Source organism: Allohoeflea poritis (assembly GCF_027889715.1).
Lineage (GTDB): Bacteria > Pseudomonadota > Alphaproteobacteria > Rhizobiales > Rhizobiaceae > Hoeflea_A > Hoeflea_A poritis.
In genome coordinates this window covers 365,199-389,090 of sequence record NZ_JAPJZH010000002.1, presented here as the reverse complement: position 1 = coordinate 389,090, position 23,892 = coordinate 365,199, and the positions used below count along the sequence as shown (strand labels likewise).

Below are 23,892 nucleotides of genomic sequence, written 5' to 3'. Positions count from 1 at the left end.
CCAGATTTTACCGATCTGTCCGATGCATGGGGAAGAAGCGTGCGCTTGCCGGTCGAAGCACTGCACCGATGGGGGAGATATCATGCGTTTGTTCTTGTCAGTTCTTGTACTCGAGTTTGCAATGCTCGTGTTTCAGCCGGTGGCCGCAGGTGCCGTCACGCTGACCGCGCGCATCGACCTTTCGAGCCAGACGATGGTGGTGACCCATCGCGGCAAGGTCAAATATCGCTGGAAGGTTTCCACCGGGCGCCGCGGTTACTACACGCCGACCGGCAGCTACAGCCCGAAATGGCTCTCGAAGCACCACCGGTCGCGCAAATACAACAATGCGCCGATGCCCTATGCGATCTTCTTCCGCGGCGGCTATGCGGTGCACGGCACCAATGAAATCAGCCGGCTGGGCCGTCCGGCTTCGCATGGCTGCGTCCGGCTCGATCCGAACAATGCCGCCAAGCTGTTTTCGCTGGTCCAGCGCGAGGGCTTCAAGAACACGCGGATCATCATCCGGCGCTGATGTCTATTTGTAGAGCTTGTGCTTGATGTTCCAGCGGTCGTGGAACCATTGCCACTGGCCGGGATATTCGCGCACCCAGCTTTCGACCTTGTCATTCAGGAGCTGAGCCGTCGCGGCGACATCGATCTGGCCGTTTTCGTTGCGCGGCAGTTCCACGGCGGGTTCGATCTCCAGACGGAAGCGCCCGTTGGGCAGGCGGATTGAGCGCGCGGGGTAGACCTCGCAGTCGTAATTGCGCGCCAGCTTTACCAGCAGCGGATTGGTCCGGACCTTCAGGCCGAAGAATTTCGTCAAGGCGCCCTTGTGGAACTTCTGATCCACAAGAAGCCCGACGCCCTTGCCGGTTTCCAACACGCCTGCGAGGCTCCAGGCGGCGCCGACCTGCGAGGGAACGAGGTGACCCATATGGGTGCGCCGCGCCGACATCAGTTTCTGGGCGACATACGGGTTGTTCGGCGGGCGGAACAGCGCCGTGACATCAAGACCGTATTTCGCGGCGATGATGGGCAGCAGTTCGAAATTGCCGGTATGGGCGGTAAAGACGATGAACGGGCGGGGATTGTCGCGCAGGTCAAGGAAGCGCTCGATACCCTCGACCTCGATCCTGCCGCCATCGCCATTGGCAAGATCGTGGTCGATGAGTTCTTCGACGAAGACATATTCGGCGGCAAGGCGGGCCATGTTGCCCCACATGTCGCGCGCGATCGCTTCGCGTTCCTTCTCGGATTTTTCGGGAAAAGCGCGCTCGAGATTATAGAGCACCAGCTTGTGCCGCGCCGTCCAGGGGCCGATCAGATAGGCCATTTTCTCGGTGAAACGGATTGCCTTGCGCGCCGGTATCCGCCGCAGGATTCTCAGGATCACGAAGATGATCTGCGCGACCAGCCAGTTCTTGGCCTTGCGCAGTTTGAAGGCATATCTCGAAAGGAAACGCTTCACGCCGATCAGTCCATTCTCAGGATGATCTTCCCGAAAACCTGACGGCCTTCCATGCGGGCGAGGGCGGTGTCGATATCATCGAGGCCAACTTCCGTGTCGATCACCGGATGGACGAGACCACGGGCTATTTTCTGCATGGCGTTGGCCATGTTTTCCATGCGGCACCCGAAGGAACCGATCAGCCGCAATTGCTGCTGGAACAGCTGCATCAGGTTCATCTGGGTCGAAACACCCGATGTGGAGCCGCAGGTGACGAGACGCCCGCCGCGCTTCATGCACAGCATGGAGCCCGCCCAGGTATCGGCGCCGACATGCTCGAAGACGACATCGACGCCCTTTTTCTTCGTCAGCTTGCGCACGACGCCCTCAAAACGGTCCTCGCGGTAGTTGATGACGTGATCGGCGCCAAGCGCCTTGGCCTTTTCAATCTTGTCATCGGATCCGACGGTCGTGATCACCGTGCAGCCGTGTTTCCTGGCAAGCTGGATCGCCGCCGTGCCGATGCCGGAGCCGCCGGCCTGGACAAGAATTGTCTCGCCGGGTTCGAGACGGGCATTGTCGAAGAGCATGTGCTCGACCGTACCGAAGGTAACGGGTGCGAGCGCCGCGCCGACAGCATCGACCCCGGGCGGGGCGGGCACCAGCAGCCGCGCCGGCAGGTTGATTTTCTCCTGGGCGAAACCGTCAAGGTGAAAGCCATGCACGCCGCTGACATTTTCGCACAGATTGTCGCGGCCCTCGCGGCAGTGGCGGCAAAGACCGCAGGTCCTGGCGCCGTAGATGGAGACGAGTTGCCCGGGAAGAACATTCGACACGCCGGGTCCGATTTCCTCGACCGTGCCCGAGGCCTCCGCGCCGATGACCAGCGGCAGCTTGCGTTTGGCGAACGCCATGCCGCGCCAACCCCAGACATCGATGTGGTTGAGCGCCACGGCGTTGATGCGCAGGGTCACTTCTCCGGCTTCGGGAGAGGGCGGCGGGGAAATGTCCGCCAGCTCAAGCTTGCGGTCTTCTACGAGCTGCAATGCGCGCATCGTCGTGCGGTGTCCTCGGTCTTTACGGGCGTTGCCGTTATTCTTGTAAGCAGCCGTTTAGGCCGGTTCAGCCGTCATGACAAGACATGCGTTCTGTCCGCCGAAGCCGAAAGAGTTGGAAAGCACGGAGGTGACCGCCTGGTCGCGCTTGACGTTGGGAACGACATCCAGCTCGATCGCCGGGTCGGGATTCTCGTAATTGATGGTCGGCGGCAGGGTTCCGGTCCGGATCGTCAGCAGCGAAAAAACAGCTTCGACCGCGCCGGCGGCCGTCAGCGTATGGCCGATCATCGACTTGTTCGACGAGACCGGTATCGCCGGCAGGTGTTCGCCGAAAACCGTGGACAGGGACAGATACTCCATCTTGTCGTTTTCGGGCGTCGAGGTGCCGTGTGCGTTGATGTAGCCGATGCCCGAAGCATCGAGCCCGGCATCGTCCAGAGCCGCTTGGACTGTGGCAATCGCCGGCGCGCCATCGGGCGAAGACCGGGTGCGGTGGAAATGGTCTGCCTTTTCGCCGTAACCCTTCAGGATTCCCAATACCGTCGCGCCGCGGGCAACCGCGCTTTCAAGCGATTCCAGCACCAAAGCCGCGCCGCCCTCGGCGATGACGAAGCCGTCCCGGTCCTTGTTGAACGGTTTGGAGGCCTTTTCCGGCGGGTCGTTTTGGGTCGAAAGGGCCGACAAAAGAGAAAAGCGGATCAGCGCCTCGGCATTCACGGAACCATCCGTCGCGACGGTCAGGGCGCGTTCCGTGCGGCCCTGGCGGATGGCATCGACACCGAGCTGGATCGCCGTTGCGCCGGACGCGCAGGCGGTGGACAGAGTCACCGGAAGTCCCCGTGTGCCGTAGCGGTCCGACAGGCGTTCGGCGACACCGCCGAACAGCGCCCGGCGGGTAAAGTCCGGATGCGGGCGTTTTCGCATGACCTCGAGCAATCCGTCATAGGCATTGTCCTGGTCGCCGGCAAAGCCCGCTTCATCCGCAATGGCGAAACGGTCGACCCATTCGCACTCGACGGGCGGGGCCGCGACGAAGAGGGGGCCTTGGAAATCGCCATTGATTCCGGCTTGCGATACGGCTTCGCGCGTCGCCGCGTCGGCCAGCGCAAAGGACAATTCGCTTGCAATGTCGGGTGTATCCATGAAATCGACCGTGCCGCAAATGCGGGTCGAAAGCTCATCGGTCGGAAAGCGCGTAATGGCGTGAATGCCGGAAACACCGCTGGTCAGAGCGTTCCAATTGTCATCCTTGCCCTGGCCAAGCGAGGTGATGATGCCCATGCCCGTTACCGCGATCAGCGGGCGTCCGAGATGATCCGAATAGGCGCTCTTGGTCATGTCAGTCCAGTGCTCCGGGTTGTTACTCGGCGTCAAGCACGGCCAGGCCCTCACCGTGCATGAAGCCAACTGCCGTTACAATTGCCGATTTCGCCGGCCCGGCCATATCCGCTTCCGCCGCCGCGTCAAAGCAAGGCAAGGCGGCGCCTGATTTCAACGCCAGGGCGCCAAGCGCGACGCCGATCGGGAACTGCGCCTCCAATGTGTGGCCGGTGAGCCCGGTGTAACCCCGCAATGCCGCGCTTGGCCAGCGGTCCGCGATGAATTGCTTTTCCCGGTCGCGCAACTCGTAAAGGCCCGATGCGCCGGAGAGAACCAGTATTTCCGAACTGTCCGCGACATTTGACCGGTCCGCCAGCCCCTCAAGCCGTTTTTCCAGTCCGCCTTCGGCGCGTTTGCCCCTGTCTCCGTCGACAAAGCCGACCGCTGCGTAGATCTGCGCCCCGCGCGCTTCGGCATGGTCGCGCGATTCCAGCACGAGAAATGCCGACGCGGAACCGGAGACGATGCCGCCACCCGGGTTGGAGCGCGACCACAGCGGTTGCCAGGCACCTTGGGCAAGGGACTGAACACCTTCCTGCAGCAGCAGCATGTCCTGACGTTCCGCATTATAGGCGCCTCCGACAAGCGCGTGCGTGGACTGACCCGCCCTTATGCGCTCGAAGGCGGTCGCAAGAGCCGAAACGCCGGCGGTCTCTTCACCCATGAAGGTCTTGGAGGAGCCGGTGACCTTGTGGACGATGGAGATATTGCCTGCCAGCAGATTGGAAAGCTGGGCCAGGAACAGCGTCGGGCGCAGTTCCGTGGTCAGGACCTCGTTGAGGACATGGTCGCGGTCATTGCGGCTCATCGCCTTGTTGACGATCATCGTATCGACGGCGACGTCGCGTTCACCGCCGCCTGCGGCAACGATCATGTCCATGGAGCCGCAAAGCTCGGCATCTTCCTTCAGACCGGCATCGTCAAGGGCGAGACCGGCGGTGAAGACGCCAAGGCGCTGCCAGGCCTCCATCTGGCGCTGATCGCCGCGGCGCGGAATCTGCTCGGACCAGTCGATCTCCGGCGCCGGATGAACCGGGTAGGGCGCGAAGCGCTCGTTGTCGATGACCGGCTGCGGGGATTCCGGCCCGCTCAACAGGGCTTCGTGCGACTGCCGGCCGACACCGTGACAACTGACGATGCCGATCCCGGTGATCACCACATCATTCGGTTTCTTAGCCATCCTTCGGTCCTCAGGCCTCGGCGTTTTGCGACATGGCCGCCATCAATCCGACCTCTTTCGCCCGTGCCTTGATCAAGTCCGCCAATTGGGCGGTTTTTTGATCGACATTTGCGTCAAACACGACTGTGCGGAATTTGAGCTGCGCATCGCAGACTTTTTTGCCGTCGCTGCGAATGCGCGCTTTCGTCACGGCGAAGCCGGAGCCTTCATGCTCCAGATCGGCTTCGATTTCCATCCGCGTTTCCGGCTCGACGAAGGTCCTCAGCTTGGCGCCGTCCACCGACATCAGGAAAGGCATGGCAGTGAAGCTGTTGGCGGCAAGCAGCAGAAAACCGCTGGCCTGCGCCATGGTCTCGATCAGCAGTACGCCGGGAACGAGGGGATGGCCCGGAAAATGGCCTTCGAAAACCGGGCTTTTGTTCGGCACGGTGGACTCGGCCATGATTCGACCGGCCTCAAGATCAATGTCCCGGACACTGTCGATCATCTGAAAATATTCAAGAAGCATCAGCCACCCATGTGCTGCTCGCGGCTGTTATAGCGGCAAACGCGTCAGGATTTGGCGGCCCGCAATTCGTCGATCTTCACGCACAGATTCTTCAGAACGAAGTACTCTTCCGTGGCGACCTTGCCGTCATTGACTTCCTGCGTCCACTGCTCGAGCGGAATCTTGATCCCGAACTCCTTGTCAATGGCGAAGACGATATCGAGAAAATCGAGGCTGTCGATTCCAAGATCGTCGATCGTATGACTGTCGGGTGTAATCGTGTCGCGGTCGATTTCGCTTGTTTCGGCGATGATGTCGGCAACTTTGTCGAATGTGGCTGACACGCTCATATCCTTATGGTTTGTCCGTTTCGCGGTGAGCTATAGAAAAATCCGCTGCAAAAGCCAATGGTGTGTATACGGTTTCGTAAACGAATACCATCACGGTGTTGCAAACATCCGGATCGGTGTGGAGATAGTGCGACACATCCTCCATTGTAAGGGGCGGCGTGGTGCACTATTTGCGGGTGAAATTTTATTCGGTAGCGGGTTCCCGATGTCACAGGTGAGCAAGGAAGATGTTCTCAGAACGCTGGAGGGCGTGAGCCACCCGGCGATCGGCGGCAGCATTGTCGAAAAGAATCTGGTTTCGGACATCTTCATAGCTGACGGCAAAGTCTATTTTTCCATCACGGTGGCGGCCAATCTGGCAGAAAAACTGGAGCCGTTGCGCATTGCGGCGGAGAACGCGGTCAAGTCCATGGATGGCGTCGATGCCGCCATGGTGGCCCTGACGGCGGAGAAGAAGCCCGGTGCCGCACCCGCGCCTGCGAAAGGACCATCGCCCGCACAGCAGCAACAGCCGCCGCAAAAGGCCGGCGTGCCGGGCGTTGGCGCGATTATCGCCGTGGCTTCCGGTAAAGGCGGGGTCGGCAAATCGACAACGGCGGTCAACCTGGCGCTTGGCCTGCAGGCGATCGGTCTGAGGGTCGGCATTCTCGACGCCGACATTTACGGGCCGTCCATGCCGCGCCTGCTCAATGTCGGCGGGCAGCCCGAGCAGACCGGCGAGCGTATGCTCAGGCCCAAGGAGGCTTACGGCCTCAAGGTTATGTCCATGGGCTTTCTCGTTGCCGAGGAAACGCCGATGATCTGGCGCGGGCCGATGGTCGTATCCGCCCTGACCCAGATGTTGCGCGAGGTAGACTGGGGTGAACTCGATGTCATCGTCGTCGATATGCCGCCGGGTACCGGCGACGCGCAACTGACCATGGCGCAGAAAGTGCCGCTTGCCGGGGCCGTTATCGTTTCGACACCGCAGGATCTTGCTCTGATCGATGCCCGCAAGGGACTCAACATGTTCAAAAAGGTCGACGTGCCGCTGCTCGGCCTCATCGAGAATATGAGTTATTTCCAGTGTCCGTCCTGCGGCGAGCGGTCCAATATTTTCGGCCATGGCGGGGCCCGCGATGAGGCAGAGCGCATTGGCGTTCCGTTCCTGGGCGAGGTGCCGCTGCATATGGGTATCCGGGAAAATTCCGACGCGGGGACGCCCGTTGTAGTGGCGCAGCCCGACGGGCCGCATGCCCTGATATTCCGCGAGATCGCAGAAAAAGTGCGCGATCAGCTTCACGGAAGTGCGCAGGCCGAGGTTGCGGCGCCGCGTATCGTCTTCGAATGACGATGTGAAACGCCCTTTCAAGAAGCTGAAAATAAAAGAAAATTTGGCCTGATTGGTATGCGGGCGCCTATTCGCTGACGACCGCTTCAATTGCCTACAAAATTGACCATATGATAAAAAATTTGACCTTGTGAGAAAATCAGGTCATTCTGTCCTCAGTGATAGGGAGCACTGCCGCACCTGAAACCGACAAGCGGTGCAGCGGCAAATCGAGGAAGGAGGCGTGCATGGCGAGCGAGGTTATGCGTGACGTCAAGGCCGGTCGGCTCGAGCAATCCGAATATGCCGAGAATTTTTCCGATATTCATCCGCCGCTGAATGCCCATGAGGCTGCGGTGGAAGCCGACCGTTGCTATTTCTGCTACGACGCGCCGTGCATGACGGCCTGCCCGACCAGCATCGATGTTCCGATGTTCATCCGGCAGATCGCGGCCGACAATGCCAAGGGCGCCGCGAAAACCATCTTCGAGCAGAATATACTCGGCGGCATGTGCGCCAGGGTCTGCCCGACCGAAACGCTGTGCGAAGAGGCCTGCGTGCGCGAGGTGGCGGAAGGCAAGCCGGTCAAGATCGGCCAGCTCCAGCGTTATGCCACCGATGTACTGATGCGGGAAGCGAGTGAACATCCGTTCGAACGCGCGCCCTCGACCGGAAAGCGCATTGCGGTTGTCGGGGCGGGGCCGGCAGGCCTTTCCTGCGCGCACCGGCTTGCCATGCACGGCCATGACGTGACCGTGCTCGAAGCCCGCGAAAAGGGCGGGGGGCTCAGCGAATACGGCATTGCGGCCTACAAGTCGGTCAACGACTTCGCCCAGGAGGAACTGCAGTTCATCCTCGATATCGGCGGCATTACGATCGAGACCGGCAAGAAGCTGGGCGCAGATTTCAACCTGGCAGACCTGACCGGGAAATATGATGCCGTTTTCCTCGGAATCGGTCTCGCCAATGTCAATGCGCTCGGCGTTGCGGGCGAGGATGCCGACGGTTGCGAGGATGCGGTCGACTATATTGCCGGGCTTCGCCAGGCCGCGGACCTGTCGACACTTCCGATCGGTCGCCGCGTGGTCGTGATCGGCGGCGGCATGACCGCGATCGACATCGCCACGCAGGCCAAGCGGCTCGGTGCCGAGGAGGTGACGATTGCCTATCGTCGCGGTCAGGACGGCATGAATGCCAGCGCATACGAACAGGAGGTCGCCCAGACCAGCGGCGTGACGATCCGCCACTGGCTGCAGCCCAAGGCGGTTGTGCAGGACGACGCCGGCGCGGTGGCCGGTATCGAGCTGGAATATACCAGCCAGGCGAACGGCACGCTCTCCGGTACCGGCGAGACAACCACGATAGCAGCCGATCAGATCTTCAAGGCGATCGGACAGAGCTTCGACGACCATCCGCTGGCTGGCAGCGGTCTCGACATGGACCGCGGACGCATCCGCACCGGTGACGACCGCAAGACCAATCTGGCGAATGTCTGGGCTGGCGGAGACTGCGTCAGAAGCGGCGAGGACCTGACGGTCGTGTCGGTCGAGGACGGCAAGATCGCCGCCGAATCCATTCATGCAACGCTGACGGCGTAGCTCGGGAGGAAAACATGGCAGACATCTCAAGCAATTTTCTCGGCATCCAGTCACCCAATCCCTTCTGGCTCGCCTCGGCGCCGCCCACCGACAAGGCCTACAATGTCGAACGTGCCTTCGAAGCCGGCTGGGGCGGGGTCGTGTGGAAGACGCTCGGCGAGGCCGGACCGCCCGTCGTCAATGTGAATGGACCGCGCTATGGCGCCATTCACGGTCCCGACCGCAGGTTGCTCGGCCTGAACAATATCGAGCTGATCACCGACCGTGACCTCGAGGTCAACCTGAAGGAGATCATCGAGGTCAAGAAGCGCTGGCCGGACCGGGCGATGATCGTATCGCTGATGGTGCCGTGCGAGGAGCATTGCTGGAAGAATATCCTCGAGCGTGTCAACGATACCGGCGCTGACGGTATCGAGCTGAATTTCGGCTGTCCGCACGGCATGAGCGAGCGCGGTATGGGCTCGGCCGTCGGCCAGGTGCCGGAATATATTCAGATGGTCACCGAATGGTGCAAGCAGTATTCCAACCTGCCGGTGATCGTGAAGCTGACACCCAACATCACCGATGTGCGCTATCCGGCGCGGGCCGCCAAGGCCGGGGGTGCGGATGCCGTTTCCCTGATCAATACGATCAACTCCATCGTTTCCGTCGACTTGGACAATTTTGCTCCTGAGCCGACCATCGACGGCAAGGGCTCGCATGGCGGCTATTGCGGCCCGGCCGTCAAGCCGATTGCCATGAACATGGTCGCCGAGATTGCGCGGGACGCGGAGACCAAAGGCCTGCCGATCTCCGGAATTGGCGGCATTAGCACATGGCGTGACGCCGCTGAATTCATCGCGCTCGGCTGCGGCACCGTCCAGGTCTGCACGGCGGCAATGACCTATGGCTTCAAGATCGTCGAGGAAATGATCGACGGTCTTTCGGACTGGATGGACGAAAAGGGCTATCGCACGATCGGCGAGTTTCAGGGCATGGCCGTTCCGAACGTCTCGGACTGGCAGTATCTCAACCTCAACTACGTCACCAAGGCGCGTATCGACCAGGATTCCTGCATCAAATGCGGGCGCTGCCACATTGCCTGCGAGGATACGTCCCACCAGGCGATCACCAGCATCGTCAATGGCGAGCGCATGTTCGAGGTGATCGACGAGGAATGCGTCGGCTGCAATCTCTGCGTCAATGTCTGCCCGGTCGATGGCTGCATCACCATGGAGCAGATCGCCGGTGTCGATCCGCGCACCCAGGAGCCGATCGATCCCGATTACGCGAACTGGACGACGCATCCGAACAATCCGATGGCGGCGAAGGAAGCGGCCGAATAGGAATTGCGCAGCGGGCGGACGGTCAGGTGTTGATCGAGCCGCCGTCCACCGCGACGGTCTGACCGGTCACGAAATCGCTGTCGGACGAGGCAAGGAAAATCAGCGCTCCGAGCAGGTCGTCGGGATAGGCATCGCGTGCAAGGGCGCGTGAGGCGATGACTTTCGGGCGGGCGACGTCCACATGTTCCTCGTTTTCAAGAATGCTGCTCGAGAGTGTCAGCCCTGGCGCCAGCGAGTTGACGCAGATCCCGGCCGGTCCCAGTTCCCGCGACAGGGCCCGCGTCATGGCGGTGAGCGCGCCTTTCGATGCGATGTAGTGCAGCATGCCGGGCATGCCCTTGTAGACGGTGCCTGAGGTCACATTGATGATCTTGCCCGATTTCTGCCTTTCCATATGCGGTCCGGCGGCACGAACCATGTTGAAGGCGCCGCGCACATTGACCGCCATGACCTTGTCCCAGAGTTCCGGGTCGATTTCGTCGTAGCGGGCGAGCGGAAGCGTGGCGTAGACCGCCGCATTGTTGACGAGGATGTCGATGCCGCCGAACGCGTCGATGCAGGCGTCTGCGGCGTCCGAAGCGTCAGTGGGGTCCGATACATCCGTTCGCTTGTACCTGGCGCCGATTTGTGCCGCCGCTTCCGATCCGTCCGCGACATCGGCGATGAGGACGTTGGCGCCTTCCCCCAACAGCGCCTTTGAAAAGGCAAGCCCGAGACCCTTGGCGCCGCCGGTGACGATGCAGGACTTTCCCTTCAGCCGGCCCATGCGCTACGCACCGGAAAGACGGCCGAACTCGGCGTAGATGTGCTTGGTCTCGAGGAAATCGTCGAGCCCCTCCAGGCCGTGCAGGCGGCCGAGGCCGCTTTCGCGGAAGCCACCGGTCTCGGCTTCCGCGAACAGCCGGTTGTGGCAGTTGATCCATACTGTGCCGGCTTTCAGCGCCCGGGCGACGCGTCGCGCCCGGCCGTGATCGGATGTGTGCACGCTTGCGGCGAGGCCATAGCGCGTCGCGTTGGCGCTGGCGACCGCGCCCGCCTCGTCCGAGAACCTTTCGGCGAGAACGACGGGGCAGAACAGTTCGTCCTGGACCAGCCTGTGGCCTGGGTCGGAAATTTCGTAGAGTGCGGGCGTTACGACGTTGCCGCGCGGGTGACCGTCGCGAACCTCGCCTTCCAGCAGGGTGCTGCCTGCCTGGCGCGCCGATTCGATCGTTGCGCGATAGCGATCGGCGCTTTGCAGATCGAATAGCGGACCCATCTGAACGGCGCTTTCCATCGGGTCCCCCACCGTCACGGCACCCAGCGCGTCCGCAAGCCGGCCGGCGAAACTGTCCCAGGCGCGGTCCTCGACAAGGACGCGGGTAATGGCCGTGCACATCTGCCCGGCATGGGGGATTGCGCCGCGCACGATCTCGGCGGTTGCGACGTCCATATCGGCATCCGCAAAGACCAGAGCAGGGGCCTTGCCGCCCAGTTCGAGCGAAAGACGTTTCAGTGTCGGCGCCGCGCCGGCCATGATTTTCTTTCCCGTGGCGCTCGAGCCGGTGAAGCTGACCGCATCCACATGCGGATGGGTGCAAAGCTGGGTCGAAACCTCCAGATCGCCGTGAACGATATTGACCACGCCGGCCGGCAGGGAGGCACAGGCGGCCAGGCACTCGGCGAAGATGCGGTTGACGCCGCTCGTCTGGTGCGCGCCCTTGACCACCACGGTGCAGCCGGCGGCCAGGGCCGGGCCGAGCGAGCGCAGGAGCAGCGTCGAGGGCGCGTTCCAGGGCACGATGATTGCCGCCACACCGATCGGCTCGCGCGCGAAGATCGATTGTTTGCCTTCGTCGATTTCGCTCACGCGGCCGAAAATCGCCCTTGCCAAGCCGGCATAGTAACGCGCCTCGCTGATGGCCGCGTCGGTCTCATGCAGGCAGTGCGCCAGCACCTTGCCGTTCTCGACGGCGATCTGATGCGCGATTTCTTCACGGCGCGCCGCAATCGCGTCGGCGAGTTCCAGCAAGGCCTTCGCCCGCAGCCGCGGGGCATGCGGCCATTGCGTGCGTTCGAATGCGGTCCGGGCGGTATCGATCGCCTGCTCGGCTGTGCCGGATCCGCCCATATGATACGCGGCGTTGTCCGTGCCCCGGTAGACATCGACCGTGGTCTCAGTCGGACCCTCCTCGATCCAGGTGCCGTTGATCCAGTGGCGTGCGGGTTCTGTCATGAAGACCTACTTCAGGGCTGCTGTTTCGGCGGCAGCGCCACCGGTTTCATAAATGCGTTTGACGAACAGATCGGCGTAGTTGAGCGTCGCATGGCTGTGCTCGCGCATCATCGCCTCGGCCCGCGCCGCGTCGCGCTTCTTGATCGCATCGAAGATGATGATGTGCTGCGAGTGGCCGACGGTGAGCCGTTGCAGTTCGCGTCGCGGATTGGTCCGGTCGAAGGCGAGGGAGCCGAGCGCGGCGAGCGGAAGCATGGCGATGCGTTCATAGGCATGGGCGATCAGGTCATTGCCGCACTGGTACATGATCGTCTCGTGAAACAGGATATTGGCTTCCTGATAGCCGTCCATGTAATCGGGGTCCGGCTCGTCGGCATCGAGAACCTTTTCCGTGTACGCGATCGACTGGAGCAAGGCGTCCTCGGCCGATTTCGGCATGCCGTTTTCCGCCATCGTGCGAGCGGCGAGCGCCTCCAGCGCTGCGCGTACGGCAATCGATTTTTCAACATCGGCGCTCGATATGGACCGCACGGTAAAGCCGCGGCCGCTGCGTTTCTCGATCAGGCCTTCCGCTGCCAGGGTGGCCAGGGCCGTTCGGGTCGGTGTGCGCGAGACATCCATCTCGGCGGCGATGCCGACCTCGGTGATCTTCTCACCGGGCATGCGCTCGCCGTTCAGGATCTGTCGGCGGACGACCGCGAGAACGCGTTGCGAGCTGGATGACATCGTTTCTTCTTCCATATTGGATACATAAGAGCATTTTTTTCGCAAATTTCCAGCGAAATCCGGAAAATGATCTTAACTTTGGATACAAAATCTGTTTGAAATCTCTTTAGCAAGAACAGGAATCGGAAACCGTTCCGGCGCATGCAGGCGGTCGATGTGAGAAGAAATCCTGTCGGTCCAGGGAGGAACAAGCCATGAGCGCCGCTGCAGCGCACGCACCCGTCACGACGGATCTGTTCATCAATGGCGAGCCGCGCAGCGCGGCACATGGACGAACCTACGAGATCTTCAATCCCGCGCGTCCGGACGAGCTTGTCGGCCATGCTGCGGCAGCGGATGCATCGGACGTGGATGCCGCCGTGCAGGCGGCGCACGCGGCTTTCCCCGCATGGTCGGCACTGTCTTATGGCGAGCGCGCCGATCTGCTGCTCAAAGTCGCCGATGCACTGGTTTCGGACGAGTCGGATGTGGCTTATAGGTCGCGCCTTTTCTGCCGTGAGCACGGGAAGATCATCAAGGAAACGATGCTGGAGCTTTCGCGGCTCGGCGACCGTTTCCGCCAGTCGGCCGCCTATGCGGAGCGCCTGGCTGCGGACGAGCAAATCAACGGACCGCCCTTCGATACGATCATCACGCGCCAGCCGCGCGGGGTCGCGGCTCTGATCGTTCCGTGGAACTGGCCGCTTTCGATCCTCGGAGCCAAGCTGCCCCAGGCGCTGGTGGCCGGCAATACGGTCGTCGTCAAACCCAGTCACAACTCGGCTCTGGCACCGTCGCTCACGCTGAAAAAGATCGCGGAGATGCTGCCGCCGGGCGTCGTCAATATCCTGACGGGCGGCGCTTCGGAGATCGGTGATCCGCTGGTGTCGCACCCGCTGGTCCGGTTCGTGAACTTTACCGGCTCGGTGGATGTCGGCCGGCATGTGATGCAGGTCGCGGCACGGAACATCACGCCGGTGACGCTGGAACTCGGCGGCAATGATGCCGCGATCGTGTGCGCGGATGCCAAGATCGACGATGCGGCGCTGATGCGCATGTATATGGGCGCCTTCATGTCCTCGGGGCAGATCTGCATGGCCCTCAAGCGCCTTTACGTGCACAGGTCCCGCTACGATGAAGTCGTCGACGGCCTGACAGCGGTGTGCGACCGCATGGTCATCGGCGACGGTCTGCTGGAAGAGACGAATATGGGGCCGGTCAACAACCGCAAGCAGCTCGGCGTCGTCACCGGCATGATCGATCAGGCGCGCGCTGCCGGGGCGGATCTGAAGGAGCTAGGACAGGTCCCGGACGAGGATCTCTATGCGAAAGGCTATTTCCAGAAGCCGACGCTTGTCTACGATCCGGATCCGTCGCTGGATATCGTGCGCGAAGAGCAGTTCGGCCCGGCGCTCCCGATCATGCCTTTCGATACGGAAGACGAGGCCGTGGCCAAGGCCAATGACAGCGAGTTCGGCCTGTGTTCATCGGTCTGGACGGAGGATCGCGATCGCGCCGTGACAATCGCCCGGCAGATCGAAGCCGGCTTTACCTATCTCAATGCCCATGGGCCGGCCGCCCAGGATGGGCGCGGTCCGTTCGGGGGCTTCAAAAAATCCGGAATTGGACGCAATCTCGGTTACGAGGGCATAATCCAGTTTCAGGGATACCACTCGATCAGCGGGCCGGCCGGCTGGTTGTTTTGAGAAATACAGGGAGGAAAACAATGAAACATGTGTCCATGCTTGCCGCCGCCGCACTTGCCGTGTCGGTATCGATCGCCGAGGCGAAGGAATTGAGCCTTGCCTATTTCATGGGGCCGAAACATCCGATGAATGCGGCGGTCTTCACGCCGTTCGCGGAGAAGCTGGCCGAGGTTTCCGGCGGCAAGCTGACCGTGCAGCAGTTTCCCGGCGGGGCGCTCAATTCCGTGCCGCCGAAGCAATACGCCATCTTGCTGGACGGTGTCGCCGATATCGTCTTCACGCTGCCTGGCTATACGGGCGATGTCTTCCCGATGACCAATGTCGTCACGCTGCCGGGGGTTTGCGACAGCCCGAATGCCTGCACGGAAGCGATCCTGCGGGCCCGCAGCACGCTGGAAGAAGAATATGACGCCAAGCTGCTGGCGGTCTGGACGAATGCGCCGCCCGTGCTGATCACAAAAGACAAGCCGGTCCGTAAGCTGGAGGACCTTGAAGGCATGAAGATCCGCGTCACCGCGAAACAGGATGTTCCGTTCATGGAGGCATTGGGTGCCTCCGCGGTGGCCCAGCCGGTGACCGTGATCAACCAGAATCTGGCCAATGGCGTCATTGACGGTATTGCCATCGACAGTTCGGCGATCGCCGCCTTCAAGCTTCATGAGCCGGGGAATTATGTGACGACATGGATGCCGGGTTCCGGCTCCGCCTTCGTGCTGCTGATGAACAAGGATGTCTATAACGGCTTGAGCGAGGAAGAACGCGGCTGGGTCGACGAAGCCTCGGCCGAATGGCTTTCGAAATCCGGCGGCGAGGGGTATCAGAAGGCAACCCAGTTCGGCATCAAGGTGGCGACCGATGCGGGGCTGGAGATGATCGATCTCAGCGACGAGGAAAAGGCGCGCTTCAACGCCAGGATCGAGCCGGTTTTGGCCGAGATCATGCAGCAGAAGGCCGGGTCAAAGACCGTCGGCGAAGTCATGGCCATCATGAAGGGCGAATAGTCCTTGTCCGACGAAACACCCAGTACGCTCGTCTGGTTGGACAGGCAGCTCGGCCGCGTGGCCGGGCTGCTGGCGATTATCGGGGCGGTATCCATCGTCGGCCTCATGCTGATCACCATCGCGGCGGTCACCTGGCGCTACGGTCTGAATGATCCGATATTCGGGATCGAGGACCTGTCGGTGGTCACCCTGACGCTCGTCGCCGGGGCGGCGGTCGCCTATGGCGCGCGCCACAACGCCCATGTCAGCGTCGATGTGATCTCCTACTTCTTCGGCCGGCGCGTAACGCGTTACACCGACACGGTGATGCGGATCCTGGCGGCGGCGATCGCCGGCCTTTCCACCTATGCGCTGTTCGGCGCCGCCTGCGGTATCGAAAAGGCCTGCATTACCAACAATTTCAGCATCGAGCACCGCCCGTTCTATTACTTCCTTGGCGTTACGCTCGGCGTCTACACGCTGCATCTCCTGCTTAGGCTTGCCATAGGCCTCTCGCATTTCTCAGGAGAAGACCCCAACGAGATCGGTGACTAATGGACAATACCGCGATCGCCTTTCTCGGCTTTCTGGCGCTCTTTATTCTTCTATTCATTCGCATGCCGGTCGGGGTCACCATGATGCTCGTCGGGACGGTCGGGATCTATTTTATCCGCCCGCAGGCGGCGATCCCCAAGCTGGCGGGCGAGATCTACAATGAGGCATCGAATTATCCGCTGACGATCATCCCGCTTTTCGTGCTGATGGGCAATCTGGCCGGCGTATCGGGGATGAGCCGCGACCTCTACGATGCCGCTCATTCCTGGCTGGGCCATTTGAAGGGCGGTCTGGCGTCCGCAACCGTGGTTGGCTGTGCGGGTTTCTCGGCCCTGTCGGGGTCTTCGCTGGCCGCGGCACTGACCATGGGGCGCGTATCGCTGCCGGAGATGCAGCGCTACAAATATCATGACGGGCTGGCGACCGGTTCGATTGCCGCCGGCGGCACGCTCGGGATTCTCATTCCGCCGTCCGCAGGCTTCGTGATCTATGCTATCCTGACCGAAGAAAGCATCGGCCGGCTGTTCATGGCCGGCGTCATTCCCGGCCTCTTGCTGACCGCCCTGTTCATCCTGGCGATCTGGATCGTGGTGTCGCGCAATCCGGAAAAGGCGCCGGGCGGTGCGGCTGCCGAACCGCTTCGCGATCGGCTGCGCGCGGCGGGCCGCGCCGGCTGGATCGTTGGCATCATCGTGCTGACGATCGGCGGTATCTACACCGGCGTGTTCTCTGCCGTCGAAGCGGCTGGCATCGGCGCGTTCCTGGCGCTGATCGTCACGGCCATCCGCCGAAAGCTGACCTGGGCAAACATCGTCGAAGTGTTCTCCAGCACGCTCAAATCGTCCGGCACCGTCTTCATGATCCTGTTCGGGGCCTTTGTCTTCAAGACTTTCATCGGCTTTACCGGTATCACCTATGCGTTGTCCCTCTGGGTCGATGCACAGGGCTTCACCGGCTTTCAGGTGGTCATCGCGTTCCTCGCCATTTTCATCGTGCTTGGCATGTTCATGGACGGGTTTGCGATCCTCGTCCTGACCGTGCCGCTGGTGCAGCCGATTATCGAACCGCTCGGCATCAACATGGTCTGGTTCGGGGTCCTTATGGTCATTGCGCTGGAGATGGGGCTGATCTCGCCGCCGGTCGGCGTCAATGTGTTTGTCGTCAAGGGCATTGCGCCGAACGTTTCGCTCAACACGATCTTCCGCGGCATATGGCCGTTCTGGTTCGCGATGCTCGCGGCCATCATCCTGGTGCTCGCATTCCCGCAACTGGCTCTGCTGTTGCCGAATACGATGTTCGGATAGCATTACGATCGGAAGCAGATGTAGCGGCGAGACCGTTGTCTGAAGAGGAGTAGCCCATGTCCGGCGAATATGAGGTTTTGATCTCCGGATGCGGGCCTGTCGGCGCCGGCCTTGCCATCGAGCTGGGGCAGCGCGGCATACGGGTCGGGGTTGTCGAGCGGAACCTGGAGCCGCCGCGTATCCCCAAGGGCCAGAACCTGACGCAGCGGACGATGGAGCATATGCGGGCCTGGGGGGTCGAGGATGCGATGCGCGCGGCCAAGACGATCCCCAGCAATGTCGGCCTCGGCGGGCTGACGGCCTATGGGACGCTTCTGAGCGGCTACCATTATGACTGGTTCAAACGCGCCGCCGTGCGGCCCTATTACAACGCCGACAATGAACGGTTGCCTCAATATGAGACGGAGCGGGTGCTGCGCGAGCGTCTGGAGGCGCTGGAGAGTGTCGACGTGCTCTATGGCTGGGCGTGCGAAACGGTCGCGGACGGGCCGGACGGCGTGACCCTGGCGGCGCGCAGGGGCAACGAGACCCGCGAATTGCGCGGCCAATATCTCGTCGGCTGCGACGGCAGCCGGTCAGGGGTCCGGCAAGCCGCGGGGATAGGCGAAGCCCTGGATGATCATGACCGGCTGATGGCGCTTGTGGTGTTCCGTTCGCCGGCATTCTTCAAGCTGATCGAGGGTTTCCGCGACAAGCAGTTTTACAACGTCCTGCATCCGGACAATGACGGCTACTGGATGTTCTTCGGCATGGTGGAATGGAAACAGTCGTTCTTTTTCCATGCGCCGGTTCTGGCCGACACCGACCGGGACAATTTCGATTTCGCCGCGCTGATCCGGCAGGCGGTCGGCACGGATTTCGACCTGGAACTCGAATATGTCGGGTTCTGGGATCTGCGTATCTCCGTGGCCGAGACCTATCGGCAGGGGCGGATTTTCCTGGCCGGGGACGCGGCGCACAGCCATCCGCCCTATGGCGGTTATGGCATCAATACCGGCTTCGAGGATGCACGCAATCTCGGCTGGAAGCTGGCGGCGGATGTTCGGGGCTGGGGAGGGGCGCGACTGCTCGACAGCTACGACGATGAGAGGCGGCCGGTGTTCCAGTCGACGGCAAAGGACTTCATCGCGCGCTTCATCACCGAGGACCGGGCCTTTGTGCGCGCGTTCGACCCGCAGCGCCATCGCGCCGGCTTCGAGAAGGCGTGGGCGGAGCGCGCCGGTGCCGGTGCGAATATCGGCATCTCGACGTTCGCCCCACAATATGGCGGCTCCGCAATTGTCGACGGTGAAGAGGGGGCTGAAACCTCGGCCATCGGCATCCATGATCTTACGGCCCGGCCCGGCCACCATCTTCCGCCGCTCGCGATGAAGGATGGCTCCACCACGATCAATCGTCTTTCCGACGGTTTCACATTGCTGGATTTCGGCGGTTCCGGCGAAGCGGCGCAAGCGCTGAAAGGCGCTGCTGAACACGCCGGCGTGCCGCTAACGGTTGTCGAATTCACGAACACAGACATTGATGGCGATTACGGATGTCGCCTCGTCCTTGTGCGGCCGGACGGCTATGTGGCGTGGACGGGTGATACGATTGGGGACGCCGAGCAGCTGTTGGCAATGGTCAGCGGGAAAGACGTTTCGTGAGCGCCGCTCTCCAAGGACCATGACAGGTCTGGCGGGCGCATCCGCGTTCCTGTATGGGTGCCGGCCGGAGCCGATCCATGCCACCGGGCAAGCTGACCGGCAATACGGGACGTGTAATGAGCGAACGGACGGAAACGTCGATTTTGACGACGGGTGAACTCGCCAGCGGGCGGGAAAAGCTGCAGGGCCATCTTGCGATGGTGCTGTTCGCGGCGCTCATTTCCGGCTCGTTCTCGCTTGGCGCGCTGGCAATGCCGCATATCGGCCCGGCGGCGCTCAACACCATGCGGTTCTTTCTCGCGACGCTCGCAATGGGTGCCGTGACCTTCGCGATGTACCGGCGCATACCATGGCCGGAAACGGCCCCATGGCGCTACGGGCTGCTCGGCCTGCTGATGGGCGTTTATTTCATCACCATGTTCATGGCGCTGAAGATCACCCATCCCGTTTCGACGAGCGCCGTCTTTACGCTCATTCCGTTGATGAGCGCCGGGTTCGGATTCGTGATCCTGGGGCAGACGGTGCGGCCGATCGTGCTGCTCAGCCTCTTCATCGCCGGCTGCGGTGCGATCTGGGTCATCTTCCGGGGCGATCTCAATGCCATCCTCGCTTTCGATATCGGTGCGGGCGAAACACTGTTTTTCTTCGGTTGCGTGTGTCACGCCCTGATGGCGCCGCTGGTCAAGAAGTTCAACCGCAACGAACCGGTGGTGATGACCAGCTTCTGGACGACCATCGGAACGTTCATCGCGGTCGCGATCTATGGGGCCGGGGAGGTCGCTTCGACCGACTGGACCGCTCATCCCTCCGTGGTCTGGATCGCGATTGCCTATCTTGCCGTTTTCATATCCGCCGGAACCTTCTTCCTCGTGCAATATGCCTCGATGCGCCTGCCGGCCTCGAAAGTCTTTTCCTATGGCTATCTGATCCCGGTCTTCGTCATCCTTTACGAGGGCGCGCTCGGCAATGGCTGGGCGAGCCTGGCCGTGATGGCAGGGGCGGTCGTTATCGTGCTGGGTCTGGTGGTCGTTGCCTTCGCGCCGGATCTTTAGCGCTTCGGAATACCTTTCGCGTCCTGCGGGTCCGCATCACGCTGCGTCACGCCGTCGACGAGGATGAAGGCGATAATGCAGGACTCGGTGCCGCGATTGGCCCAGGCGTGGTTGGTGCCGCGCTGGACGACGATGTCGCCGGCCTTCAGATGCACTTCGGTCTCATCCATCAGCATGTCGATCTCGCCCTTCAGAACAACGGCGTAGTCGACGGAATCGGTGCGGTGCATATAGGGGTGGCGGGCGCCCTCGACGACATTGTGCGCGGCGCCCATTTCGGCAAAGGCCGTCTTGCCGTCGATTTTGGCCATAACCTCGGGATCCTCAGGGCCGAATTCGACGCATCGGAAGACGGAACCGTTCTGCGGCGGATGCAGCACGAAATCGCCGGTGCATGTTTCTTCCGCGCCGTCATATTCGGCCGGTGTTCCGTCCGATATCCAGAAATTGGTGAGCGTGACGCCGGGACGGCTGGGACGCTGAAGGATATGCGTCGCGGCCTCATCGGAGACGATGACGGCCCTGCCGTCCGTATCGTGGCCGGTCACGACCCGCCTGAATGTCTGTGCCATGGATTATCCTCAGATCTGGTTGGTGCCGGGCCGCAAGCGCATGCGGTCTGCGGCAAGCAGGGCGATGAGAAGAACGGCGCCGGCCGCGGCGGTTGCCAAGCCCTGGAAGAGCAGCAGCGCGCCGGCTGCAAGGGCAAGCGCCCGCATTGCCCAGGTCAGAGGCCGGTTGAAACATCCGACGACCGCGATGGCGATGGCGAATGTTCCGGCCGTTGCTGTGATCACGGCGACAAGGTTCTCCAGCGACGTTCCCTGCAACAGCAGGCCGGGGCCGAAGCAGAAGGCGAAGGGCAGCAGATAGCTGGTGAGGCCATAGCTCGCTGCCGTCCAGCCGACCTTGTTGATGTCCGATCCGGCGATGCCCGCCGCCACATAGGCGGCCAGCGCAACGGGCGGTGTGATCGTCGAAATGCAACCGTAATAGAAGACAAAGAAATGTGCTGTCAGGGTCGGCATGCCGAGCTTGACAAGGGCGGGGGCGACGACCGTTGCCAGGATGAGATAGGCGGCCGTTGTGGGCAGGCCCATGCCGAGGATGATGGCCGCCACCATGGTCAGGAGCAGGGCAAGCCACAGCGTGCCGCCCGAGGCAAGATCGATGAGGATAGCGATCTTCGGCCCGAGACCGCTGATCGCCAGGGTTCCGGAAATGACGCCGGCGGCGGCACAGGCGGCGGAGATCGGCGCGACATTGCGGGCGCCATCGGCAATGCCCGCCGCGAGCCGGCGCACGAAAGAAAAATTGAAGTCCCGCGTCCACAGGAGTTCGCTGACGACCAGGAAGATAATCGACCAGAACGAGGCCTTGAAGGGCGAATAGCCGGTCAGCATCAGGCCAAGCAGCAGTGCGAATGTGGCGATGAAGCGCGAGCCGTCGAGCACGACCTGCCACGTGGAGCGGTCGTCCTGCGTGCCTTCCGTCTTTGGCTTGATGTCGCTTTTGACCGCCTGCAGATGCACGATGAAAAAGATGGAGCCAAAGAAGAGCAGGGCAGGCAGGAGGCCGACACCCATGATCGTGACGTAAGGCACGCCGACGATCTCGGCCATGAGGAAAGCGGCGGCGCCCATGACCGGCGGCATCATCTGGCCGCCCGTCGAGACGACGGCCTCGATTGCGCCGGCCTGATGCGGCGCATAGCCTTCGCGTTTCATCATCGGGATTGTCAGGGTGCCCGTAACGGCAACGTTGCCGGCGGCGGAGCCGGAAATCATACCGATCAGCGTCGAGAACAGAACCGCCGTCTTGGCGCCGGCCGCGCGCATGCCGTAGGTGAGGCGGCGCGACAGTTCGAAAAAGAAGTCGCCGGCGCCGAATTTCGACAAGAGCGATCCGAAGATCGTGAAGATGATGATGTAGGTTGCCGCAACGCCGATGGGGATGCCGTATACGCCTTGCGTATCCGTCGTCAGGAAGATGACGATGCGCTCGAAACTGTAGCCGCGGCTGTTGAGCAGGCCCGGCAGGTAGGGGCTGACGAAGGGGTATAGGAAAAAGACCAGCGTGATCGCCGCAAGGATCGCGCCGACTCCGCGGCGCGCCGCCTCGAAAACGAGGATGACGATAACGGCGCCGGCATAGAAATCGCCCGGTTCCGTCAGGCCGCCGCTGAAGGCGATGTCCTTCCAGCGCGAAAGCAGCCAAAGGCTGGCGCCGGCGGTGGCGGCGACCAGCAGCAACGAGACGATGCGGTCGGCTGTGGTGCCCCTGGTTGCGTTCAGTATCGGCCGCGTCAGAAACAGCAGGCAGAAGGCGAGCATCAGATGGGTGAGGCGCATCTCCATGGTGGAGATGGCGAAAAGCCCTGAGACGATCGCGAGGTGATAGAGGCCGAGGGCGAGCGCCAGCGCGCCGGTCACCGATTCAATGGTTATCGCTCGTCGAAGGTCCGATACAGACGGCATGGTGCGGCGCTTTCCCCGGAAAGAGGCGGCACGGCGAACGACCGTGCCGCCGTCGGTGTTCCAGCCGGTCTATTTGTTGAAATAGCGCGCCGCACCCTCGTGCAGCGGAATGGCAAGGTTCTTCGAATCGTCCGGATCGATCTGACGGGCATTGGCGTTTTCGGCCTTGAACTCGTCGAGATTTTCGAAGACGGCGGATGTGATTGCGAAGACCTTGTCGGCATCCGTGTCGGACGGGACGATCAGCATATTGTTGACCCCGATGACGGTGCCGGGTGCATCCGTGCTGTAGACATCCGCCGGGATCTCCACCGATTTGAACGCGCCGTTCTTGCCGAGCGCCTCGTCGAGCTTGCCTGGTGCGAATTCGATGAAGCGCAGCTTGTTGCTGGCACCGGCCTGCATCACCGCCGAAGCAGGATAGCCGGACAGCGCGAAGGCGGCATCGACATTGCCGTCGGAAAGCTGGCTGAAACCGTCCGAATAGGACAGGAAGCTGGGCGTAATGTCATCCATCGTCATGCCGTGCAGCGGCAGCAGGAAATTCATGAAGCCGAGCGTTCCGCCGCCGGCCGGCCCGACCGCAACGCGTTTGCCCTTGATGTCCTCGAAGGATTTGATGTCCGAGCCGTCGAGCACGATCATGTGCAGGACGCTGGGATGCAGCGCGGCGACGGCCTTGATGTCGATGGCACCGCTCTTGTAGGGCCCGATGCCCTTTGTGGCCAGAACGGCCAGGTTGTTGTTGGTGATGGCGATGTCGACCTCGCCGTCGCCGACGAGGCGCGGGTTCTGTACCGAGCCGCCCGTGACGACCGGGACCATGGTCATATCGCCACCGGCATATTTGTTCACCAGGTTCGAAATGCCCTGTCCGATCGGATAGAAGGCGCCGCCGAGGCTGGCCGTGCCGATGCGCAGTTCCTCAGCCGCAACGGCGGCGGTGCCGGCAAAAAAAGCCGCGGCCATGCAGATGGAAAGCAAGGATTTTCGCATGATTATTCCTCCCGAAATCTCCTGATCGGGCTCAATATATATATTTTATCGTAATATGCGAGAAAAAATCGATAAAAAATTCACATATACGTTATCAACTAATGTGATTGTCCAACCGACTTGTTCTGATGTGTCTGCCA

Annotated in this window: 22 protein-coding genes; 10 read left to right on the top strand and 12 right to left on the bottom strand. The window is 61.8% G+C overall.

The window, feature by feature from the left end; translation table 11 throughout:
• The first annotated feature begins 82 nt into the window (after positions 1–82).
• Positions 83–514 carry a L,D-transpeptidase gene (locus OOZ53_RS04800; RefSeq protein WP_271088186.1) on the top strand — a complete coding sequence of 144 codons (432 nt, stop codon included), beginning with the start codon at positions 83–85 and terminating at the stop codon, positions 512–514.
• A gap of 3 nt (positions 515–517) precedes the next feature.
• On the opposite strand, the gene OOZ53_RS04795 is transcribed toward OOZ53_RS04800, so the two are convergent.
• Genes OOZ53_RS04795 through OOZ53_RS04770 form a run of 6 tightly spaced genes read right to left on the bottom strand, consistent with a single transcriptional unit; the run spans position 518 to position 5,887 of the window.
• Positions 518–1,462, bottom strand: coding sequence for a lipid A biosynthesis lauroyl acyltransferase (locus OOZ53_RS04795; RefSeq protein ID WP_425499111.1), 945 nt, complete (start codon positions 1,460–1,462; stop codon positions 518–520).
• Positions 1,459–2,487 carry a zinc-binding dehydrogenase gene (locus OOZ53_RS04790; RefSeq protein WP_271088184.1) on the bottom strand — a complete coding sequence of 343 codons (1,029 nt, stop codon included), beginning with the start codon at positions 2,485–2,487 and terminating at the stop codon, positions 1,459–1,461. Before OOZ53_RS04790 ends, OOZ53_RS04795 begins: the two co-directional genes overlap by 4 nt.
• 57 nt (positions 2,488–2,544) lie before the next feature.
• Complete coding sequence (locus tag OOZ53_RS04785; protein WP_271088183.1) at positions 2,545–3,828, bottom strand: beta-ketoacyl-ACP synthase; 1,284 nt, start codon at positions 3,826–3,828, stop codon at positions 2,545–2,547.
• Positions 3,829–3,850: 22 nt separating this feature from the next.
• Positions 3,851–5,050 (bottom strand): beta-ketoacyl-ACP synthase, encoded by a 1,200-nt coding sequence (locus tag OOZ53_RS04780; protein WP_271088182.1) that lies wholly within the window; start codon positions 5,048–5,050, stop codon positions 3,851–3,853.
• Between the two features lie 10 nt (positions 5,051–5,060).
• Positions 5,061–5,558 (bottom strand): 3-hydroxyacyl-ACP dehydratase FabZ family protein, encoded by a 498-nt coding sequence (locus tag OOZ53_RS04775; RefSeq protein ID WP_271088181.1) that lies wholly within the window; start codon positions 5,556–5,558, stop codon positions 5,061–5,063.
• Positions 5,559–5,602: 44 nt separating this feature from the next.
• Complete coding sequence (locus tag OOZ53_RS04770; protein ID WP_271088180.1) at positions 5,603–5,887, bottom strand: acyl carrier protein; 285 nt, start codon at positions 5,885–5,887, stop codon at positions 5,603–5,605.
• 205 nt (positions 5,888–6,092) lie between these two features.
• On the opposite strand from OOZ53_RS04770, the gene OOZ53_RS04765 reads away from it, so the two are divergent.
• The 3 genes from OOZ53_RS04765 (at position 6,093) to preA (ending at position 10,119) form a co-directional block, all read left to right on the top strand.
• Positions 6,093–7,217, top strand: a complete 1,125-nt coding sequence (locus OOZ53_RS04765; protein ID WP_271088179.1) for an Mrp/NBP35 family ATP-binding protein — start codon at positions 6,093–6,095, stop codon at positions 7,215–7,217.
• A 227-nt stretch (positions 7,218–7,444) separates the two neighbouring features.
• Positions 7,445–8,794 carry an NAD(P)-dependent oxidoreductase gene (locus OOZ53_RS04760; protein ID WP_271088178.1) on the top strand — a complete coding sequence of 450 codons (1,350 nt, stop codon included), beginning with the start codon at positions 7,445–7,447 and terminating at the stop codon, positions 8,792–8,794.
• Positions 8,795–8,808: 14 nt separating this feature from the next.
• Entirely contained in the window at positions 8,809–10,119 is a 1,311-nt protein-coding gene (gene preA / locus OOZ53_RS04755) for an NAD-dependent dihydropyrimidine dehydrogenase subunit PreA (RefSeq protein WP_271088177.1), read from the top strand.
• A 22-nt stretch (positions 10,120–10,141) separates the two neighbouring features.
• Here the strand turns inward: preA and OOZ53_RS04750 are convergent, their stop codons facing one another.
• From OOZ53_RS04750 to OOZ53_RS04740, 3 genes are read right to left on the bottom strand one after another with little or no spacing between them, the layout of a single operon-like run.
• Complete coding sequence (locus OOZ53_RS04750; protein WP_271088176.1) at positions 10,142–10,885, bottom strand: SDR family NAD(P)-dependent oxidoreductase; 744 nt, start codon at positions 10,883–10,885, stop codon at positions 10,142–10,144.
• Between the two features lie 3 nt (positions 10,886–10,888).
• A complete protein-coding gene (locus tag OOZ53_RS04745; RefSeq protein WP_271088175.1) occupies positions 10,889–12,334 on the bottom strand; it encodes an aldehyde dehydrogenase family protein in 1,446 nt (481 codons plus the stop codon).
• Between the two features lie 6 nt (positions 12,335–12,340).
• Complete coding sequence (locus OOZ53_RS04740) at positions 12,341–13,060, bottom strand: GntR family transcriptional regulator (RefSeq protein ID WP_271088174.1); 720 nt, start codon at positions 13,058–13,060, stop codon at positions 12,341–12,343.
• Positions 13,061–13,254: 194 nt separating this feature from the next.
• On the opposite strand from OOZ53_RS04740, the gene OOZ53_RS04735 reads away from it, so the two are divergent.
• From OOZ53_RS04735 to OOZ53_RS04710, 6 genes are all read left to right on the top strand, one after another.
• Positions 13,255–14,745, top strand: a complete 1,491-nt coding sequence (locus OOZ53_RS04735) for an aldehyde dehydrogenase family protein (protein WP_271088173.1) — start codon at positions 13,255–13,257, stop codon at positions 14,743–14,745.
• Positions 14,746–14,765: 20 nt separating this feature from the next.
• Positions 14,766–15,746, top strand: a complete 981-nt coding sequence (locus tag OOZ53_RS04730; protein ID WP_271088172.1) for a TRAP transporter substrate-binding protein — start codon at positions 14,766–14,768, stop codon at positions 15,744–15,746.
• A gap of 3 nt (positions 15,747–15,749) precedes the next feature.
• Complete coding sequence (locus tag OOZ53_RS04725) at positions 15,750–16,280, top strand: TRAP transporter small permease (protein WP_271088171.1); 531 nt, start codon at positions 15,750–15,752, stop codon at positions 16,278–16,280.
• Positions 16,280–17,584 (top strand): TRAP transporter large permease, encoded by a 1,305-nt coding sequence (locus OOZ53_RS04720; protein ID WP_271088170.1) that lies wholly within the window; start codon positions 16,280–16,282, stop codon positions 17,582–17,584. Before OOZ53_RS04725 ends, OOZ53_RS04720 begins: the two co-directional genes overlap by 1 nt.
• Before the next feature lie 56 nt (positions 17,585–17,640).
• Entirely contained in the window at positions 17,641–19,227 is a 1,587-nt protein-coding gene (locus tag OOZ53_RS04715) for an FAD-dependent monooxygenase (protein ID WP_271088169.1), read from the top strand.
• 77 nt (positions 19,228–19,304) lie between these two features.
• Positions 19,305–20,279, top strand: a complete 975-nt coding sequence (locus OOZ53_RS04710) for a DMT family transporter (RefSeq protein ID WP_271088168.1) — start codon at positions 19,305–19,307, stop codon at positions 20,277–20,279.
• On the opposite strand, the gene OOZ53_RS04705 is transcribed toward OOZ53_RS04710, so the two are convergent.
• The 3 genes from OOZ53_RS04705 to OOZ53_RS04695 form a co-directional block, all read right to left on the bottom strand.
• Complete coding sequence (locus tag OOZ53_RS04705) at positions 20,276–20,851, bottom strand: cupin domain-containing protein (protein ID WP_271088167.1); 576 nt, start codon at positions 20,849–20,851, stop codon at positions 20,276–20,278. The two genes, OOZ53_RS04710 and OOZ53_RS04705, sit on opposite strands and share 4 nt — an antisense overlap.
• Positions 20,852–20,860: 9 nt before the next feature.
• Positions 20,861–22,756, bottom strand: a complete 1,896-nt coding sequence (locus tag OOZ53_RS04700; protein ID WP_271088166.1) for a TRAP transporter permease — start codon at positions 22,754–22,756, stop codon at positions 20,861–20,863.
• A 69-nt stretch (positions 22,757–22,825) separates the two neighbouring features.
• On the bottom strand, positions 22,826–23,752 hold the full coding sequence (locus OOZ53_RS04695) for a TAXI family TRAP transporter solute-binding subunit (RefSeq protein ID WP_271088165.1): 927 nt from the start codon (positions 23,750–23,752) through the stop codon (positions 22,826–22,828).
• Positions 23,753–23,892: the final 140 nt, after the last annotated feature.

What these genes read in the sequence shown, in the direction of transcription:
- OOZ53_RS04765 (WP_271088179.1), top strand. Translation starts at nt 6,093, where the DNA reads ATGTCACAGGTGAGCAAGGAAGATGTTCTCAGAACGCTGGAGGGCGTG.
- OOZ53_RS04775 (WP_271088181.1), bottom strand. Translation starts at nt 5,558, where the DNA reads ATGCTTCTTGAATATTTTCAGATGATCGACAGTGTCCGGGACATTGAT.
- preA (WP_271088177.1), top strand. Translation starts at nt 8,809, where the DNA reads ATGGCAGACATCTCAAGCAATTTTCTCGGCATCCAGTCACCCAATCCC.
- OOZ53_RS04715 (WP_271088169.1), top strand. Translation starts at nt 17,641, where the DNA reads ATGTCCGGCGAATATGAGGTTTTGATCTCCGGATGCGGGCCTGTCGGC.
- OOZ53_RS04780 (WP_271088182.1), bottom strand. Translation starts at nt 5,050, where the DNA reads ATGGCTAAGAAACCGAATGATGTGGTGATCACCGGGATCGGCATCGTC.
- OOZ53_RS04695 (WP_271088165.1), bottom strand. Translation starts at nt 23,752, where the DNA reads ATGCGAAAATCCTTGCTTTCCATCTGCATGGCCGCGGCTTTTTTTGCC.
- OOZ53_RS04785 (WP_271088183.1), bottom strand. Translation starts at nt 3,828, where the DNA reads ATGACCAAGAGCGCCTATTCGGATCATCTCGGACGCCCGCTGATCGCG.
- OOZ53_RS04790 (WP_271088184.1), bottom strand. Translation starts at nt 2,487, where the DNA reads ATGCGCGCATTGCAGCTCGTAGAAGACCGCAAGCTTGAGCTGGCGGAC.
- OOZ53_RS04700 (WP_271088166.1), bottom strand. Translation starts at nt 22,756, where the DNA reads ATGCCGTCTGTATCGGACCTTCGACGAGCGATAACCATTGAATCGGTG.
- OOZ53_RS04705 (WP_271088167.1), bottom strand. Translation starts at nt 20,851, where the DNA reads ATGGCACAGACATTCAGGCGGGTCGTGACCGGCCACGATACGGACGGC.
- OOZ53_RS04750 (WP_271088176.1), bottom strand. Translation starts at nt 10,885, where the DNA reads ATGGGCCGGCTGAAGGGAAAGTCCTGCATCGTCACCGGCGGCGCCAAG.
- OOZ53_RS04740 (WP_271088174.1), bottom strand. Translation starts at nt 13,060, where the DNA reads ATGTCATCCAGCTCGCAACGCGTTCTCGCGGTCGTCCGCCGACAGATC.
- OOZ53_RS04730 (WP_271088172.1), top strand. Translation starts at nt 14,766, where the DNA reads ATGAAACATGTGTCCATGCTTGCCGCCGCCGCACTTGCCGTGTCGGTA.
- OOZ53_RS04770 (WP_271088180.1), bottom strand. Translation starts at nt 5,887, where the DNA reads ATGAGCGTGTCAGCCACATTCGACAAAGTTGCCGACATCATCGCCGAA.
- OOZ53_RS04745 (WP_271088175.1), bottom strand. Translation starts at nt 12,334, where the DNA reads ATGACAGAACCCGCACGCCACTGGATCAACGGCACCTGGATCGAGGAG.
- OOZ53_RS04800 (WP_271088186.1), top strand. Translation starts at nt 83, where the DNA reads ATGCGTTTGTTCTTGTCAGTTCTTGTACTCGAGTTTGCAATGCTCGTG.
- OOZ53_RS04720 (WP_271088170.1), top strand. Translation starts at nt 16,280, where the DNA reads ATGGACAATACCGCGATCGCCTTTCTCGGCTTTCTGGCGCTCTTTATT.
- OOZ53_RS04760 (WP_271088178.1), top strand. Translation starts at nt 7,445, where the DNA reads ATGGCGAGCGAGGTTATGCGTGACGTCAAGGCCGGTCGGCTCGAGCAA.
- OOZ53_RS04710 (WP_271088168.1), top strand. Translation starts at nt 19,305, where the DNA reads ATGCCACCGGGCAAGCTGACCGGCAATACGGGACGTGTAATGAGCGAA.
- OOZ53_RS04735 (WP_271088173.1), top strand. Translation starts at nt 13,255, where the DNA reads ATGAGCGCCGCTGCAGCGCACGCACCCGTCACGACGGATCTGTTCATC.